The following is a 15,911-nucleotide window of genomic DNA, read 5'->3' as shown; positions in this document are numbered from 1 at the left end:
CTGTTCGCATCCGTACACCTTCGCGACCTTCTGGAGCCGCCTGACCGGCTGGCCGTCTCGGCGATCGACGAGCCCGGCGACGACGAGGTGCTCGTCGAGGCCCCGCCGCCGGTCCCGGGCCTGCTGTTCGTCCGCGTCGCCGAGCCGCGGGCCGGGAAGAACCGCGTCCACCTCGACTGGGTGCCGCTCGAGCGTACCCGCGACGAGGAGGTCGAGCGGGCGCTGGCGCTCGGCGCCACCGTGCACGAGGACCACCGCGGGCCCGAGGACCGCGGCTGGGTGACGATGCGCGATCCGGAGGGCAACGAGTTCTGCGTCGAGCGGGGTTGACAGACGTGCGAGAGTGACGACAGCGACGAGAGAGCGCTCTCTCGCAAGATCGATTCGGGAGTCACCGCCATGACGTCTCGCCTGCGCCTGCTCTGGGGCGCCCTCGTGCTCGTGCTCGCCGCCGCCCTCGCCTGGGTGCTCGTCCCGCCGGCCCAGGCCGCGGAGGTCGTGCTCTCGCAGAACAAGCCCGTCACCGCCTCCTCGCAGGAGAGCGCCGGCACCCCGGCCGCCGCCGCCGTCGACGGCAACACCGGCACCCGCTGGTCCAGCGCGTTCGCCGCCGGCCAGTGGTTCCAGGTCGACCTCGGCGCGGCCGCGTCCGTCAGCCGCATCGACATCACGTGGGAGAACGCGTACGCGAAGGCGTTCACGATCCAGTTCTCGTCCGACGGCAGCGCGTACACCCAGGCCTACTCGACCACGACGGGCCCCGGCGGCAAGCAGAGCATCGCGGCCGCCGGCACCGCGCGGTACGTGCGCATCAACCTGACCACGCGGGCGCTGGCGGCCTACGGCTACTCGTTCTGGGAGTTCCAGGTCTTCGGTACCGCGACCGGCAACCCCGGCACCACGCGCGCGATCAACGGCCTGTCCCTGGTCAACGACGTGTCCCGCAAGCCGATCCTCGGCCTGAGCCCGCTGGTCGACAACGCGGTCGTGGACCTGACCCGCCTGGCCAACCGCAACCTCAGCCTGCGCGCCGACCTCGCCGCCGGGGTGAGCCCGGGCAGCGTCACGTTCACCATGACCGGCGCCAAGGGCAGCAGCTACACCCGTACCGAGTCGCAGGCGCCCTACTTCCTGTGCAACGACTACGTCGACTGCCCGCTGCTGTCCACGCCGGACACGTACACCCTGACCGTGCAGGCGCTGTCGTCGTCGGGCGCGGCCCTCGGCTCCGCGTACACGATCCACTTCACGGTGACGTCGACGGCCACGGCCCCGGCCGCGCTGGACGTGCTGTTCGTGGGCAACAGCCTGCTCGGCACCGCGACCGGGGCCTCCGGTGAGGACACCCCCGCCCTGGTCAAGCACCTGGCGTCGGCGGCCGGGCGCACGGTGAACGTCACCGAGGTCATCCACTTCGGCAACACCCTGCAGCAGACCTGGGACGGCGGCGAGGTCGCGACCGCCCTGAGCGGGGCGAAGCAATACGACTACATCGTGCTGCAGGAGTACTCCACGCTGGTCGCGACGAACCCCGCCCAGGCGACGAACACGCTGCTCAACACCTACGCGCCCACGTTCGCGCGCTCGCTCAAGCCGGGCGGGCGGATCGTGCTGTTCAAGAACTGGGCGCTGGTCGACCCGGCCCCGTTCGCGACCCGGGCGGCGGAGACGGCGGCGATCGACACGAACTACGCGGCCCTGTCGGCGTCGCTGGGCACCCCGAACCTGGTCGCCCCGATCAGCGACGAGTTCGAGACGATCATCGCGGCCAACGGCACGTCGTACCTCATCGTCGCCGACGGCAAGCACCCCAACGACACCGCGATCTACCTGGACGCCGCGACCCTCTACGGCATCCTGTTCCGCGAGTCGCCGCGCACGCTGTCCAACCAGTACCTGACGGCGGCGGTGGCGACGAACATGCGCAACGTCGCCGCGGCGGCGATCGGCTACTGACTCCGTCCGTTCCGCCGAGGCGTTCTGCTTGCCGGGCTGCAACTATCTTGACCGTGCGTGCTGCTGGTTTCGCCACGGTCCTGGTCGCGATCCTGCTCTCGGGGGCGTGCGGCTCCTCCGGCTCGTCCGAGCCCCAGGGCGCGCCGCCGCCCCCGACCACGGTCCCGGCCGGGCCGCCGCCCACCACGGCGGCGGGAGGGCCGGGGGCCGCGTCCGCGGCCGGCGTGGGCGAGCAGGTGCTCAAGACGGTCACGGTGAGCGAGCCGAATCCGTACGGCAACTTCGAGTACGGCGACAACTCGCCCGACTACCAGCCCGGCAACGCCGGCAACGGGGTCCGGTTCAAGTACTGGGACTGCCAGAAGGCGCCCGCGGACGTGTTCAACAACGTCGTCTTCCGCATCGAGGTCGGCACGAACGGCGACAACGGCTACCTCGACGGGCACGACCAGAGCGACCGCAACCCGGTCGAGGGGACCACGCCCACCGGCCAGGGGCTCATCCACATCTGGGGCACCGGGCCGGAGGGCAGGAACCACTACCCGATCGACGTCGTCAGCGAGGGCCGCTGCAAGTTCCAGCTCGACTTCGTGACGCAGGGCGCCGGCGGGGCGAACGCGCGGCAGCCGATCTGGAAGCAGGACGGCCACGGCAACGACAACCTCGACACGCCGGCGCTGAAGACCCCGTGGCAGCTCGCGTGGACATTCACCTGCCCGACGCCGCAGCGCTTCGAGATCGCCGACGACAAGCTCGGCGGCCGTGACATCGTGTCGAAGTCCGGCACCGGCGAGAGCGGCGTCTTCGAGCAGGGCGGCAGCGCCGGTGCGCGCACGCTCATGGTCGTCACGCCGGACGCGTGCACCTGGAGCCTGGCGATCTACCAGTAGCTTGCGCGCCACCGGTGGCCGCGGCTACCGGTGGCGCAGCGTGTCCGACGGCAGCTGGCCGTAGACCTCGTGGTAGTGGGCGGTGAACCGGCTGTGGCTGGCGAACCCCCAGCGGGCCGCGACCGCCCCGACGGTCGTCGTGGCCGGGTCCGCGTCGAGCAGGTCGCGGTGGGCGTGCTCGAGGCGGACCCGCCGCAGGTAGGCGCCCGGCGTGGTGTCCAGGTGGCGGCGGAACGCGAGCTGCAGCGTGCGGATCGTGACGTGCGCGGCCGAGGCCACGTCGGCCGGGCTGATGTCGCGGTGCGCGTTGGCGTCGATGAACGCGACGGCGCGGCGCAGCGTGACCGGGTGGGCATCGCGGCGGTCCTCGATCGTCGGCTCGTGGCTGACGTTGCTCGGGAAGGTGGCCAGCGCGGTCGCGAGCAGCAGCCGGGCGGCGTTGCCGGCCAGCAGCGGCTCCAGCGCGGCCGGGGTGTCGGCGACGTTGTCGCGCACGAAGTCGAAGGCGGTGCTCCACAGCCGCGCGGTCTGGGCCGAGAGCGGGTGGTAGCCGGTGAACCGGAACGGCTCCGCGCCGCGGCCCCGGTCGGTGTCGGCGACCTGGGCCAGCAGCGCCGGGTCGATGACCGCGAACTCCAGGTCCACGTCGATGTTGATCGACTGGTAGGGTGCGTTCGGGTGGGCGAGCATGAAGATGTCGCCGGGCTCGTTGTCGCACTGCTCGGCGCCGCGGCGGTAGGAGAAGGAGCCCCCGAGCACGCGTCCCATCGTCACCCGGCGGAACGGGTCGGCGTCGACCTGGAAGTGCATCGTGAACGTGTTGTGGTGCAGCTCGATCGGCCCCACCACGTGCCGGGCCACCCGCGCCCGGCGCCGCTCGCCGGTGCAGCTGAAGCGCATCGGGCCGTAGATCGACACGAGCATCTGGTGCGCGGCCTCGGCATCCGTCGTCTCGAACAGCGTCGCCACGTCTATACCCGCAGGGTCCGGCTGGGCGGCTGGCCGTAGACGGCCCGGTACTCAGCGGCGAAGCGGCCCGGGTTGGCGAAGCCCCAGCGCCGTGCGGTCTCGCGCACCGTGACGCCGTCGCCGGGCCCGGCCGCCCGCAGCTCGCGGTGGACGCGCTCGAGGCGGACGCGGCGCAGATATTCCATCGGCGTGATCCCGAGGTGCCGCCGGAACGCGACCTGCAGCCCCCGCGCGCCGACCCCGGCCGCGGCGGCGACCTCGGCGACGGTGAGCGGGCGCTCCGGGTTCTCCTCCATGAACGCCTTCGCGCGGCGGACCACGGCCGGGGCCACGCGGCCGTCGGCGGGGGCGCGCGCGGCGGTCATCGTCGTGTTCGGGAACACACTGAGCATCGTGACCGCGCCGAGGCGCCGCAGGTGCTCGGCGAGCAGCGGCGGGAGATCCAGGCCCGGCGTGGTGAGCTGGCGGGACAGGTAGGCGGCGGTGCCGGCCCAATATCGCCGCATCGCCTCCGACACCGGTAACGCCCCCTCGAATCGCAGGTCGGCCGCGGGCAGCCCGGTCTCGGCCTCGGCCAGGTCCGCCGCATACGGCAGCGGGAGGCTCACCGCGCCCATCGCCGAGCGTCCGTACTCACCGACGAACGGATGGCTCACCGGGAACAGCATGCCGTCCTCGGGGCCCAGCTGGATATCCCGTCCCCGGACACGGACCGTGATTTCACCACTTTCGACGATGCCCGCCAGGAGGTACCCGACCGGCTCCGACGCCGCCGAATACCCCACGCCGCCGAGCCGCACCCGCAGCCCTCCGAGCTCGCCGTCCTCGCGCGAGCGCATCGACAGGTCGACCTCGGCCGGATCCGTGAACGTGATCCGGGCGCGATGCGTGACGATGTGGTTCAGCGCATCCGCGATCACGTCCCGGTCCCGGGTGCGGATCTCCACCAGACCAGACTGACCTGCGGTCGACTTCACGAACCACCTCCAGTTTCCGGCACGTTACCCGCTCAGTGACGTTCCTGTCCGGATAACGCACCTTCGCTTTTGAGCTAACCACACGGTGATCGTTCGCTTTGCGCGGTAGTGACCACCCTTTGCTCACCGTCACGCTGGGCACACTCGCAGTGGGCGCCGCGGCCCTCACCGGCGCGGCATGCGTCCGCGTAGTCATGCCCGGGCCCCGCCGGCGTGGCCCGCACCGGGCGTCCGCCGCCGGCCGGCGCACCGGCGCCCACGACGCCGGTGTCCTGCACGAGCGCACGACGAGACGGGAGCGACGATGGCCACGGGCGACGACCGAGCCGGCTGGATCACCACGCGGAACCGCCCGGAGTCGCGCACCGTCCTCGTCGTGGCCGGCGGACGCCTCGAGCGCCTGAACCGCCCCCGGCTGGCCGCGGTCCTGCGCGCCGCCATCACGAGCGGCCCCGACGCCGTCGAGGTCGACATCGACCGGGCCACCCTGATCGACCCGGCCATCCTGCGCGCCCTGCTCGACGCCCGCGACCTGGCCGCCGAACACGGCTGCGGCTTCCGGGTCCTGGACCCGACCGGCCTGCCCGCCAGGATCCTGGAGGCGACGGGCACCCGCGCGGCGCTGTGCGACCCGTCCCCGTACCCGTCCCCATCGCGCCTGCGCCGCTGAGACGGACATGAAGGCGACCGCCGCGCGCGAGAGCCCGCCGTGGTGTCGCGACCGGTTCGGGCGATGGCGTTTCGCGCGACGGCCGCTTGAATGGGACGGTGAACGCCCCGCCGCCCCGCTCGCTCATCTTCCTGTTCGCCGTCGCCGGCGGTGCCGCGGTCGGCAACCTGTACTGGGCGCAGCCCCTGCTCGACCTCATCGCCGAGGACCTGCACGCCTCCAAGGCCGCCGCCGGCTGGCTCATCACCGCGACCCAGCTCGGCTACGCCGCGGGCATCCTGCTGATCGTCCCGCTCGGCGACGTGCTGAACCGCCGCCGCCTGATCCCGATCATGCTCCTGTGCTCGGCCGCCGCCCTCGGCCTGTGCGCGATCGCCCCGTCGATCGGCTCGCTGCTGCCGGCCATCACCGCGCTGGGCGTGACCACGGTGGCCGGCCAGATCCTGGCCCCCCTCGCCGGCGACCTGGCCCCCGAGGAGCAGCGCGGCCGGGTGGTCGGCACCGTCGCGTCGGGCATCCTGACCGGCATCCTGGCCTCGCGCACCATCAGCGGGCTCCTCGCGGGCGTGGCGGGCTGGCGGGCCGTCTACGCCGCCGCCGCGCTGGTGATGGTCGTCCTGGCCGTGGTCCTGGGGCGGGCCATCCCGGCGCTGCCGCCGAAGGACCGCCTGCGCTACCCGGCCCTCATCGCCTCGATCGCCACGATCGCCCTGCGCGAGCGGGCGGTCCGCTGGACGCTGGTCCTGGCGGCGACGGGCTTCGCCGCCTTCACCCTGTTCTGGACCGCCCTGACGTTCCTGCTCAGCGGGCCGCCGTTCGGCTACCCGGCGCCGGTCATCGGCCTCTTCGGCCTGGCCGGCCTGGCCGGCGCCGTGGCCGCCCAGCGCGCCGGCCGCCTGCACGACCGCGGCTGGTCCCTCCCGGCAACCGGCGCCGCCTGGGCCGCGATCCTCCTGTCGTTCGCCGTCGCCGCCTTCGCCCGGCACTCGGTCGTCCTGGTGATCCTGGCGATCGTCATCCTGGACGTCGCCATGCAGACCCAGGCCATCCTGAACCAGTCCCGCGTCTTCGCCGTCTCCCACCAGGCCCGCAGCCGCCTGAACACCGCGTATGTCACGGGCATCTTCGCCGGCGGCGCCCTGGGCTCGGCCGCGGCGGCCCTGTTGTGGTCGGCGGGCGGCTGGACGGCGATCACGACCGCCGGCCTGGTCCTGAGCGCCTTCGCCCTGCTGGTCTGGGCGCTGGGCCGGCGCGGCCCACTGATCCCCGCCGGTCCGGCCCCCGCCGCCGACGAGGCCGCGGTGCCCCGATAGCCGGTGACCGCGACGATCACGCCGCTGAGAAGACCCCGAAGGATTGCCCGCGCCTGACTGCCGCACCCGGGCCCAGAGCAGCACGGCAGCCTCGCCGGCTGCGGGCCTGGCGCTAACGCTGTTCAGTGAGGTGCGGCCGTGGATGGTCAAGGGTCTCGTCGTAACGCGCCGCGTCCAGCGGCGGGTCCGGCTGCTGCCGGCAGGTGTGGGCGGAACTCGTCGCCGGGCTGCGCCCATTGCCGGTGCGCGACCCGACCGGGAGTGTCCTGCGCCAGGCCCGCCAGCGCCTCGGGGTGGCTCGGATGCGGGCCTTGTTCGACCTGCTGCGCGGTCCGGCCGCGACCAGCGCGGCGCACGTGTGGTGGCGGGGCCTGCCTCGGCCGCTGCCACGACGGCTCGTGGCTCCCCCGGATCGGCACCCCTGCCGTCCGCGTCGTCGACGCCCAGATCGGTATCGCCACGACCCACGGCCGCAACACCGGCAATCCGGCTGGTCACCCCCCTGCTCGACGTCCGCCGCTACCCCGGCCGGTGACCGCCTCGAACTGAAATCCACGATCCTCGGCGGCCGTGTCTTGCGCGCCCGCACGCCTGACGGCATCGACCAGGAGATCCACGCCCTGCTCGTCCTCGATGCCCGGCATCGGGGTCAGGACCGCAGACCGCATCCTGCTCGAGGTCGGTGACGGCACCGGCTTCCCGACCTCCGGGCACCTGGCCGCCTACGCCGGGCTGGCGCCGGTCACCCGCCGTTGCGGCACCAGCATCCGCGGCGAGCACCCACCCAAGGGCGGCAACAAACAGCTCAAACGCGCGTTCTTCCTGTCCGCGTTCGCGGCCCTGTCCGACCCGGCCAGCCGGGCCTACCACGACCGCAAACGCAGCGAAGGCAAGCAACACAACGCCGCCCTCATCTGCCTCGCCCGACGCCGCATCGACGTCCTGCACGCCATGCTCCGCAACCAGATGCCCTACCAGCACAAACCAGTAGAAAAGCTCGCCGTCGCCGCTTGACAAAAACCATAGGGACACCCCGCTACCTTGTTCAGGTCCCCGATGGGACGCTCGGTCGCCTGGTCCGGTATGACTTCCTGCCCCTGTCGTTTGGATGATCCGGGGGGTGTTGTCGCCGGGCTGGGCGGCGCCGACGGACCGCTGATGGGGACACGACCACCCGGGAGTGTTGGGTAGGTCTCTTCGTAACGTGGCTGCCGGCAGTCGACGCCAGACGGGCGGCCAGGCTGAGGCTCGGTGCGGGGAGGCGATGTGCACGGCGACTACCAGGTGTTCCTCGGGCTCGACGTCGGCAAGGACGGCCATCACGCCGTGGCGCTGACCCGGGACGGCAAGCGGCTGCACGACGCGGCGCTGGTCAATACCGAGGCGAAGCTGCGGCAGGTGTTCGACCGGCTCACCCGCCACGGCCGGGTCTTGGTGGTGGTTGATCAGCCGGCCTCGATCGGTGCGCTGCCGGTCGCGGTCGCCCGTTCCTGCGGCCACCAGGTCGCGTACTTGCCGGGCCTGGCGATGCGCCGCATCGCGGACCTGCACCCCGGCGCGGCGAAGACCGACGCCCGGGACGCCTACGTCATCGCCGACGCCGCTCGCACGATGCCGCACACGCTGCGCCGCGTCGACTTCGGCGAGGAGGCCCTGGCCGAGCTGGAGGTCCTGGTCGGCTTCGATGACGACCTTGCCGGCGAAGCCACCCGGATCAGCAACCGCATCCGTGGGCTGCTGACCCAGATCCACCTCGCACTCGAGCGGGGTCCTCGGGCCGAAAGTCCAGCACAAAGCTGTTCTGGAACTCCTGTCGCGGTGCGGCGGCCCGGCCGGTCTGCGCAAGGCTGGCCGATCGAAACTCGCCGAGATCGTCCGTCCGCACGCGCCTCGCATGGGTGAACGACTGGTCGAACAGATCGTCGCCGCCCTGGGCGAGCAGACGGTGACCGTCCCGGGCACCGCGGCGGCAGAGAAGATTCTGCCGAAACTCGCCGAGAGCCTGCGCGAGGTGCTGCGCCAGCGTGACGAACTGGCCCGTGACGTCGAGGGGATGCTTGATGCACACCCTCTTGCCGAGGTCCTGACCTAATGCCCGGCATCGGGTCAGGACCGCAGCCCGCATCCTGCTCGAAGTCGGCGACGGCACCGCATTCCCAACACCCGGCCACCTGGCCGCCTACGCCGGGCTGGCGCCGGTCACCCGCCGTTCCGGCAGCAGCATCCGCGGTGAACACCCACCTAAAGGCGGCAACAAGCAGCTGAAACGCGCGTTCTTCCTCGCCGCGTTCGCCACCCCCGCCCACCCGCCCTCACGCGCCTACTACGACCGCAAACGAGCCGCCGGCAAACGTCACAACGCCGCCCTCATCTGCCTCGCCCGCCGACGAGTCGACGTCCTGTTCGCCATGCTCCGAGACAAGGTGCCCTACCAACCCCGCCCAGCTGCCGCTTGACGAAACCCATAGGGACACCCCCCGGCCGGCCGGGCTTGTCGGGAGGGTTGCAGGGGCGGGCAGAAGCGCTTGTCTGCCAGATCAATGAAGACCCGGAAGGCCGGATCGGTGAAGACTCGGAAGAACTGCCAGCGCTCGGCTGCCGCGCCGCGCCTGCGCGCGACCCGCTGATCCCCGCCGGTCCGGCCCCGCCGCCGACGAGACCCCGATGGCCCCGGTGACCGCGAACGATCACGCGGCCGGCCGGGCCGGGCTCGTCAGGAGGGCTGCACGGTCAGGCAGAAGGGCTTGCCCGCCGGATCGGTGAAGACCCGGAAGAACCGGCCCGCGCCCGGCTGCCGCACCGCGCCCAGCGCCAGCACCGCCGCCTCCCCGGTGTCGAGGTCGTCCACCTCGATGTCGAGGTGGACTTGCTGCGGGTGGGCCGGGTCCGGCCACCGGGGCGCGCTGTAGCCGGCGACCTGCTGGAACATGATCGGCTGGGCGCCGTCCTCGCCGATCATCGCGACCCCGTCCGCCTCGTAGGTCAGCGGCTTGCCGAGCACGTCGGAGTAGAAGCGGGCCAGCCGGTTGGCGTCGGGGCAGTCCAGCATCACGCCCATCAGGGCCACGCCGGTTACGTCCGCGGACAGGCACAGGTCGAAGGGGTGCCCGGCCGGGTCGGCCAGGGTGTGCCAGCCCTCGTTGCGCTGCCGGAGCGTCGCGCCCAGCGACACCGCGCGGGCCGAGCCGGCCTCGAGGTCGGGCACGCGCAGGTCGAGGTGGGCCTGCTGGGGCTGCGACTGGCCGGGCCACTGCGGCGCGCGGTGGTCGGGGGCCAGCTGGAAGGCGACCTGCCAGCCGTCGGGCGTGCCCAGCGTGATCCAGTCGTCCTCGACGCTGACCTCGGACCAGCCCGCCAGCGCCCGGTAGAACGCGGACAGCCCGGTGATGTCGGCCGCGTCGAGCACGACCATCTCCAGCTTGCCGATCATCTTGCCCCCACTCTGCGAAGTCACCGACATTGTGCCCGGGGGGTACGACAAAAAATCGGCGAGCGCGGCATCGCGGCGCCGGAGCTGGGGAAACTGAACTGCATGGCCCGTGACACCACCACCGACCAGCAGTACGAGCTCTCGGCCCTCGACGAGCTCATGGCCGAGCCCGTCGAGGCACCCGGCGACCCGCAGACGCCCGGACCGTCGGCGCCGAGCGTGAGCCTGGCCGTGCCGCCGCAGTGCCCGACGCGCACCAGGCTGTACCGCGACGGCGAGCTGCTCGACGAGGGCTTCCCGGCCGAGCAGCTCTCCGACCGCCTGGCCGCCGACGAGCGGGCCGTGGTGTGGCTGGACCTGTACGACCCGGACCAGCGGGACCTGCAGATCGTCGTCGACGAGTTCGGCCTGCACCCCCTCGCCGTCGAGGACGCCATCACCTCACACCAGCGCGCGAAGGTGGACCGCTACCGCAGTCATCTGTTCGCCAACATGTACGCCGTGAGCGTCGACGACACCGCGGTCACGCTCACCGCCGGCGAGATCGGCGTGTTCATCACGCCGCGGGCGCTGGTCACGGTGCGCAAGGACGACTTCGACATCGACACGCTCATCGCGCGCTGGGATCTCAACGCCGACCTCGTGGACGCCGGCAACCAGGTCAGCGCGCTGGTGTACGGCCTGATCGACGTCGTCGTCGACGGGCACTACCACGCCGTGGAGCAGCTCGACGACGCCGTCGACGAGCTGCAGACGCACCTGTTCCAGGCCCAGACCGACGTGGACGTGCGCCGCCGCGCCTACGAGCTCGGCGCCAGCCTGGCCGCGCTGCGGCGCGTCGTGGCCCCGATGCAGGAGGTGGTGAGCCGGCTCTCCCGCGCCGACAGCCACCTGCGCGACGAGGTCCTGACGCCGTACTACCAGGACGTCTACGACCACGCCCTGCGCACGGTGGAGTCCGTCGACGCCGCCCGCGACCGGGTCGACCGGATCGCCGACACCCAGCTCAACGAGCAGGCGGCCGAGCTCAACGAGATCACCAAGCGGCTGGCCGCCTGGGCCGCGATCATCGCCGTGCCGACCGCCGTGACCGGCTTCTACGGCCAGAACGTCCCCTACCCGGGCTTCGGCAAGATGGGCGGCTTCGTGGCCAGCTGCGCGATCATGCTCTCGCTGGGCTCGCTGCTGTACTGGTACCTGCGCCGCAACCGCTGGTTGTAACGGCCTGGGATGATCGCCGCCATGGACGATGTGGCACGGCTGCTGGACCGGTTCCGGACCGCCCCCGAAGACATCTACCTGGAGGACCATCTCGGCGATCCGCGCCTGTACCCGTTCCTCGCCGAGCTGGCCGCCGACGGGTCCGCCTACGACCTGGCGCGCATCGAGGCGATGAAGGTGCTGCGGCTCTGGCCGCCCGCCGATCGCGGCGCCGCCGGCCGGGCGCTCGTGGTGGCGCTGCGCGACGAGGACGAGCTGGTGCGGCAGTACGCGGCCATGGCGCTCGGCTCCTACACGGCCGACGCGCACGTGGCGGCGGCGCTGACCGCGGCGGCCCGCGACGACGAGGACGAGGACGTCCGGGGCAACGCGCGGGCCGCCCTGCGGGAGAACCCCACGGTTTGCGGCCCTTGACCCCCTCCTGGATCATGGAGGCCGGAAACGGCTGATGGGAGCGGGTGTGGGCTGGCTGATCGGGGCGATCGTGCTCGTGGTCGCCGGGTTCGCCGCCGCGTACGTCCCGCGGCTGCGCACCACCGCCCGGCGGCGCGCGGCCGCCTGGGCCGACGCCCGGGCCGCGATCGCCGTCGCCGGGGTGAGCCGGGACGCCGCCCGCGAGCGGGTCGCCGCGGCCGAGGAGCTGCTGGGCCGGGCCGAGTCCATCGCCGCCGGGCGGGGCGGGGCCGGTGCCGCCCGGGAGGCCGCCCGGTGTGCGCGAGCCGCCGACCGGCTCTGGCAGGACACCGGCCGTGCTTGAGGCGATCCGGGACCGCGTCCGCCGGCACTCGGGCGTCGTGCGCTGGACCCTGCTGGGCATCGCCGCGCTCAGCGTCACCGGGTTCCTCGTCGCGCAGCGGCAGAGCGCCGACGTCACCTACGGCCAGTCGCCGCCCACCGCCACGATCGCCGAGGGCTCGGCCGGCGAGCTCTCCGACGCCACCCTGCCCTCCGTCGAGGACATGCGAGCCCGGGTCGACGCCGACCCCGTGGTCCGGCTGCCGGGGTCGATCGCCACCTGGGACGAGCAGGCCGTGCGCGCCGCGATGGGGGCCAAGGAGGTGCGCATCATCGTCGCGCCGCCCGGGCTCAGCAAGGACCAGCAGAAGCAGGTGCGCGAGGTCGACAACGCCACCATCCGGGTCATGGGGACCGAGGTCACCGGCGGGCTGTACCAGTCCAGCAGCAGCCTGCTCACCGAGTGGCGGGCCCAGTTCGCCCGCAACGACGTCACGGCCCAGCTCATCGGGCTGATCAACGGGCTGAACAAGACCGAGGTCGCGGCCCCGCCCGCCGACGGGCTGTGGCGCGAGCCGACCGCCGCCGAGCTGGGCACGGTCACGGATGCCCTGCGCGCCGGCGGGCAGTACACCGACCCCGCCGCCGGCCTGCCCGCGGTCTCGCCGAAGCGGCTCACCGAGGCGTTCGGCACCGCCGACGCGCTCGTCGTCGCGCTGCCCGCCCAGCCCCGCGACACGCCCGCCCCCGACTACGGCCCGGCCCTGGCGAGGGCGTTCCCGGACAAGCCGCTGGTGCTCATGGTCGGCGACTGGATCGAGTACCACGGCCCGCACGAGGCCGAGTTCGCCGACATCGCCGCGGCCGGGTTCTACGCCCGCTTCGACGAGCGGCTCAGCACCTACGCCTACCCGGCCGAGAACGTCCTCGGGGCCTACCTGGGCTGGGTCGCCGACGTGCGCTACTCGGGCCTGTTCGACCGGCCGCTGCCGTACCGCCCCGCCGACCCCCTCCGCGTGGCGCTGCCGGTGCTGCCGTGGCTCTTCGCGGCCTGCGTCGTGGGCTTCCTGCTGCTGTCGGCGGCGAGCGCCGGCCCGGCCCGCGGCCGCGCCACCGCCCCCGGCCTGCCCGCCCGGCTGGCCGCGCTGAGCTCGCTCGCCGTCGAGGTCTCCGGCCTCACCGGCGCCGCGACCGACCCGGACCTGACCCGCGCCATCACGCGGCTCGGCGCCGCCCGCGCGGCCATCGGCGACGGGCTGCCCGACGCGCAGATCCGCGGCCTGCTCGACGACGCCGAGCGGGACCTGGACCGGGTCGGCCGCGCGGTGGGCGTGCGCGGCTACCGCCCGGCCGACTACCTGCGCGGGCCGCTCGCGTGAGGGCGGCCGTGCGGCGCTGGATCGCCACCCCGTTCGGGCTGGCCGTGCTCGCCTGTCTCGCGCTCGCGGGCTGGGCCGCGTGGAGCGGCGGCGCCCTCGACGGGCCGATCGCCCGGCAGGTGCGGACCCAGTCGGTCTACGCGGAGCCGGGCACCGGCCTCGACGTCGCCGCGGCCGAGCGGGTGATCGGCAACCGGCGCCTCGTCGTCATCCTGCTGCGCCCGGGCGCGGACCTGCGCGACGCGTGCCACGCGGTGCAGCACGCCGCCGACGGCACGCTCGTGCTCGTGATCAGCCGCAAGACCGACGGCTACGACCGGTACGGCTGCTCGCGGCTGCCCGGCAGCGGCGACGAGCACTTCGGCGACGCGTTCGTGGCCGAGTCGGTCATCGGCGAGGGCATCGGCCCGTTCGCCGACCGGCCCCTGGACGCGGTCAAGGTGATCGCGGTCAACTACGACAAGCTGGCCAAGGCCGACGTGGTGCCGGCCGACGCGCGGACCATCAGCCCGTCGCTGCCGCGCTACCTCGTGGCGGCGGCCGCCGTCGGGTCGGTGCTGGCCGGGTCGGCGGTGCTGTACTTCGGGGCCCGCCGTGCCGGCCGCCTCGCCGCCGCCCGCCGGGAGCGCCGCGAGCGGGCGACGGACGGCCGGACGGTGCTCAGCGCCGCGATGGCGGCGGTGGCCCAGCAGATCGTCGATCTCGACGGCGCGCCCAAGCAGACCAAGACCGCCCGCAAGCGCTTCCGCGCGGCCGCGGCCGACTACAGCGAGCTCCTCGAGGACATCGCCGCCGCCGACCGCCGCGGCGACGAGGACTTCACGCGCCTCACCGAGCGCGCCGAAGGCATCGGCGGGCGTCTCAAGACGCTGGCGTAGCCCCGCTGCCCGCCGCGGGCCCGGACGGCTGGGCTACAGTAGGCGGACGGCGGTGGGGCCCGCCGACTCCGGCACGATCCGGGGTGAACCGCGACGACGCCAACGGTCCCTGCCAGTGGAGCTGTGTCATGCCCTGGTGGGGAAGGAGCATCGTGACCGAGATCGACCCCGATGTCGATGTCCACATTCGCGCGCAGCGCCTCGAGCTGCGGCCGAGTCCGTGGCCGGTGCTGGGCGCGATCTCGGCCGGCGGGGTGTGCGGCGCCCTCGCGCGGTTCGGCCTGGCCCAGGCCTGGCCGCACGCCCGCGGCGGCTTCCCGTGGTCGACGCTGGTCGTCAACGTCACCGGGTGCCTGCTGATCGGCGCGCTGATGGTCATCGTCAACGAGGTGGCCACCGAGCGGCGCCTGCTCCGGCCGTTCGCCGGTGTCGGGGTGCTCGGGGGGTACACCACCTTCTCCACCTATGCCGTGGAGATCCACCAGACCGCCGCGGCCGGCTCGCCCTGGGCGGCGCTGGCGTACCTGGCCGTGACCGTCGTCGGCGCGCTCCTCGCGGTGTGGACCGGCAGCACGGCCACCCATGCGCTCGTGCGGCGCCTCGGGAGGAACCCATGACCGTCCTGCTGGTCGCGCTCGGCGCCGCGATCGGGGCGCCGATGCGCTATCTCACCGACCGTTTCGTGCAGTCCAGGCACGACTCGGTGTTCCCGTGGGGCACGCTTACCGTCAACGTCTTCGGGTCGATGCTGCTCGGCCTGCTCGCCGGCCTGCCCGCGAACGCAACCGTCACGGCGGTGCTGGGCACCGGCTTCTGCGGCGCGCTCACGACGTATTCGACGTTCAGCTACGAGACGCTGCGCCTGGCCCAGAACGGCGCCCGCTTCTACGCGGCGATGAACGTGCTCGCCTCGGTCGTGGCCGGCCTGGGCGCGGCCGCCGTCGGCCTGCTGCTCGCCCAGGCGTTCAGCTGAGCTCGCGCCGCATGACGTATTCGACGACCGAGGGGTCCGGCGGGTAGGGCTGCGACTCGCCGGTCGGGCGGAACCCGTGCCGCTCGTAGAGCCGCCGGGCGGCCGCGTTCTCGCCGACGACCCAGAGGTCCACGGCCTGGAGATCCTGCTCGCCGGCCCACCGCAGCGCCTCGGCCACCAGCAGGTCCCCGATCCCTGACCCCCGCCACGCCGGGTGCACCCACATGCTGAACAGCTCGCCCGCGCCGTCGCGGTCCTCGGGCACCCAGACGCCCACGATCCCGGCGCCGCCATCGGACTCGCGGGCCACGGCCTTGAGCCCCCTCGCCGGCTCCAGCCCCGCGCGCCAGCGGTCCTCGTCGAAGGCCTGCTCCCGCTCCAGCGTCGAGGCGAACGCCCGCGGCGAGTCGGCGAGCGCGGCAAGGCGGATATCGCGCCACAATCGCCAATCTTCGGGCCCAAGTCGTCGCACATCCACGCGCTCATCCTCGCAGCGCGGGCAACCTGGTTTTTGCTGTGT

17 protein-coding genes and 2 pseudogenes are annotated in these 15,911 nt (G+C 73.1%); 15 read left to right on the top strand and 4 right to left on the bottom strand.

Features of this window, described 5'->3' with window-relative positions; all coding sequences use genetic code 11:
* The first annotated feature begins 87 nt into the window (after nt 1-87).
* The 3 genes from AC6JBM_RS25750 (at nt 88) to AC6JBM_RS25740 (ending at nt 2,846) form a co-directional block, all read left to right on the top strand.
* Nucleotides 88-330: a VOC family protein gene (locus AC6JBM_RS25750; protein ID WP_497986137.1), complete on the top strand. Its 243-nt coding sequence runs from the start codon at nt 88-90 to the stop codon at nt 328-330.
* A 69-nt stretch (nt 331-399) separates the two neighbouring features.
* The gene (locus AC6JBM_RS25745) at nt 400-1,956 is read left to right on the top strand and encodes a discoidin domain-containing protein (protein ID WP_497986136.1); all 1,557 of its coding nucleotides are present in this window, start codon (nt 400-402) and stop codon (nt 1,954-1,956) included.
* 53 nt (nt 1,957-2,009) lie between these two features.
* A complete protein-coding gene (locus AC6JBM_RS25740) occupies nt 2,010-2,846 on the top strand; it encodes a hypothetical protein (protein WP_497986135.1) in 837 nt (278 codons plus the stop codon).
* A 24-nt stretch (nt 2,847-2,870) separates the two neighbouring features.
* Here the strand turns inward: AC6JBM_RS25740 and AC6JBM_RS25735 are convergent, their stop codons facing one another.
* The gene (locus AC6JBM_RS25735) at nt 2,871-3,815 is read right to left on the bottom strand and encodes a helix-turn-helix transcriptional regulator (protein WP_497986134.1); all 945 of its coding nucleotides are present in this window, start codon (nt 3,813-3,815) and stop codon (nt 2,871-2,873) included.
* A gap of 2 nt (nt 3,816-3,817) precedes the next feature.
* A complete protein-coding gene (locus tag AC6JBM_RS25730) occupies nt 3,818-4,762 on the bottom strand; it encodes an AraC family transcriptional regulator (protein ID WP_497986133.1) in 945 nt (314 codons plus the stop codon).
* A gap of 334 nt (nt 4,763-5,096) precedes the next feature.
* Here AC6JBM_RS25730 and AC6JBM_RS25725 point away from each other — a divergent pair, with 334 nt between their 5' ends.
* The 5 genes and pseudogenes from AC6JBM_RS25725 (at nt 5,097) to AC6JBM_RS25705 (ending at nt 9,231) form a co-directional block, all read left to right on the top strand.
* On the top strand, nt 5,097-5,462 hold the full coding sequence (locus AC6JBM_RS25725) for an STAS domain-containing protein (RefSeq protein WP_497986132.1): 366 nt from the start codon (nt 5,097-5,099) through the stop codon (nt 5,460-5,462).
* Nucleotides 5,463-5,560: 98 nt separating this feature from the next.
* Nucleotides 5,561-6,775 carry an MFS transporter gene (locus AC6JBM_RS25720; RefSeq protein WP_497986131.1) on the top strand — a complete coding sequence of 405 codons (1,215 nt, stop codon included), beginning with the start codon at nt 5,561-5,563 and terminating at the stop codon, nt 6,773-6,775.
* Nucleotides 6,776-6,978: 203 nt separating this feature from the next.
* Entirely contained in the window at nt 6,979-7,461 is a 483-nt protein-coding gene (locus AC6JBM_RS25715; protein WP_497986130.1) for a transposase domain-containing protein, read from the top strand.
* Nucleotides 7,403-7,789, top strand: a pseudogene (locus AC6JBM_RS25710) (transposase); the annotation flags it as partial. The gene AC6JBM_RS25715 and the pseudogene AC6JBM_RS25710, both read left to right, overlap by 59 nt.
* A gap of 252 nt (nt 7,790-8,041) precedes the next feature.
* Nucleotides 8,042-9,231, top strand: a pseudogene (locus AC6JBM_RS25705) (IS110 family RNA-guided transposase).
* A 257-nt stretch (nt 9,232-9,488) separates the two neighbouring features.
* Here the strand turns inward: AC6JBM_RS25705 and AC6JBM_RS25700 are convergent.
* Nucleotides 9,489-10,229: a VOC family protein gene (locus AC6JBM_RS25700; protein WP_497986129.1), complete on the bottom strand. Its 741-nt coding sequence runs from the start codon at nt 10,227-10,229 to the stop codon at nt 9,489-9,491.
* Nucleotides 10,230-10,307: 78 nt separating this feature from the next.
* Here AC6JBM_RS25700 and AC6JBM_RS25695 point away from each other — a divergent pair, with 78 nt between their 5' ends.
* The 7 genes from AC6JBM_RS25695 to crcB all read left to right on the top strand — a co-directional run bounded on the left by AC6JBM_RS25695 (nt 10,308) and on the right by crcB (nt 15,391).
* Entirely contained in the window at nt 10,308-11,426 is a 1,119-nt protein-coding gene (locus AC6JBM_RS25695) for a magnesium transporter CorA family protein (protein WP_497986128.1), read from the top strand.
* Nucleotides 11,427-11,447: 21 nt separating this feature from the next.
* Complete coding sequence (locus AC6JBM_RS25690; RefSeq protein WP_497986127.1) at nt 11,448-11,840, top strand: HEAT repeat domain-containing protein; 393 nt, start codon at nt 11,448-11,450, stop codon at nt 11,838-11,840.
* A 46-nt stretch (nt 11,841-11,886) separates the two neighbouring features.
* The gene (locus AC6JBM_RS25685; RefSeq protein WP_497986126.1) at nt 11,887-12,183 is read left to right on the top strand and encodes a DUF6403 family protein; all 297 of its coding nucleotides are present in this window, start codon (nt 11,887-11,889) and stop codon (nt 12,181-12,183) included.
* Nucleotides 12,176-13,540, top strand: a complete 1,365-nt coding sequence (locus AC6JBM_RS25680; protein WP_497986125.1) for a hypothetical protein — start codon at nt 12,176-12,178, stop codon at nt 13,538-13,540. The genes AC6JBM_RS25685 and AC6JBM_RS25680 overlap by 8 nt, the downstream gene beginning before the upstream one ends.
* Before the next feature lie 8 nt (nt 13,541-13,548).
* Complete coding sequence (locus tag AC6JBM_RS25675) at nt 13,549-14,418, top strand: hypothetical protein (RefSeq protein WP_497986124.1); 870 nt, start codon at nt 13,549-13,551, stop codon at nt 14,416-14,418.
* Between the two features lie 152 nt (nt 14,419-14,570).
* Entirely contained in the window at nt 14,571-15,035 is a 465-nt protein-coding gene (locus AC6JBM_RS25670; protein ID WP_497986123.1) for a fluoride efflux transporter FluC, read from the top strand.
* On the top strand, nt 15,032-15,391 hold the full coding sequence (gene crcB, locus AC6JBM_RS25665) for a fluoride efflux transporter CrcB (RefSeq protein WP_350614445.1): 360 nt from the start codon (nt 15,032-15,034) through the stop codon (nt 15,389-15,391). Before AC6JBM_RS25670 ends, crcB begins: the two co-directional genes overlap by 4 nt.
* Here crcB and AC6JBM_RS25660 read toward each other — a convergent pair.
* Nucleotides 15,384-15,833 (bottom strand): GNAT family N-acetyltransferase, encoded by a 450-nt coding sequence (locus AC6JBM_RS25660; protein ID WP_497986122.1) that lies wholly within the window; start codon nt 15,831-15,833, stop codon nt 15,384-15,386. The two genes, crcB and AC6JBM_RS25660, sit on opposite strands and share 8 nt — an antisense overlap.
* Between the last annotated feature and the right edge of the window lie 78 nt (nt 15,834-15,911).

Source organism: Dactylosporangium thailandense (assembly GCF_059739745.1).
This window is presented reverse-complemented; position numbering and strand designations above follow the sequence as displayed.

Bases quoted from the DNA above. Each gene is read 5' to 3' on its own strand.
- AC6JBM_RS25725 (WP_497986132.1), top strand. From the start codon at position 5,097: ATGGCCACGGGCGACGACCGAGCCGGCTGGATCACCACGCGGAACCGC.
- AC6JBM_RS25690 (WP_497986127.1), top strand. From the start codon at position 11,448: ATGGACGATGTGGCACGGCTGCTGGACCGGTTCCGGACCGCCCCCGAA.
- AC6JBM_RS25745 (WP_497986136.1), top strand. From the start codon at position 400: ATGACGTCTCGCCTGCGCCTGCTCTGGGGCGCCCTCGTGCTCGTGCTC.
- crcB (WP_350614445.1), top strand. From the start codon at position 15,032: ATGACCGTCCTGCTGGTCGCGCTCGGCGCCGCGATCGGGGCGCCGATG.
- AC6JBM_RS25695 (WP_497986128.1), top strand. From the start codon at position 10,308: ATGGCCCGTGACACCACCACCGACCAGCAGTACGAGCTCTCGGCCCTC.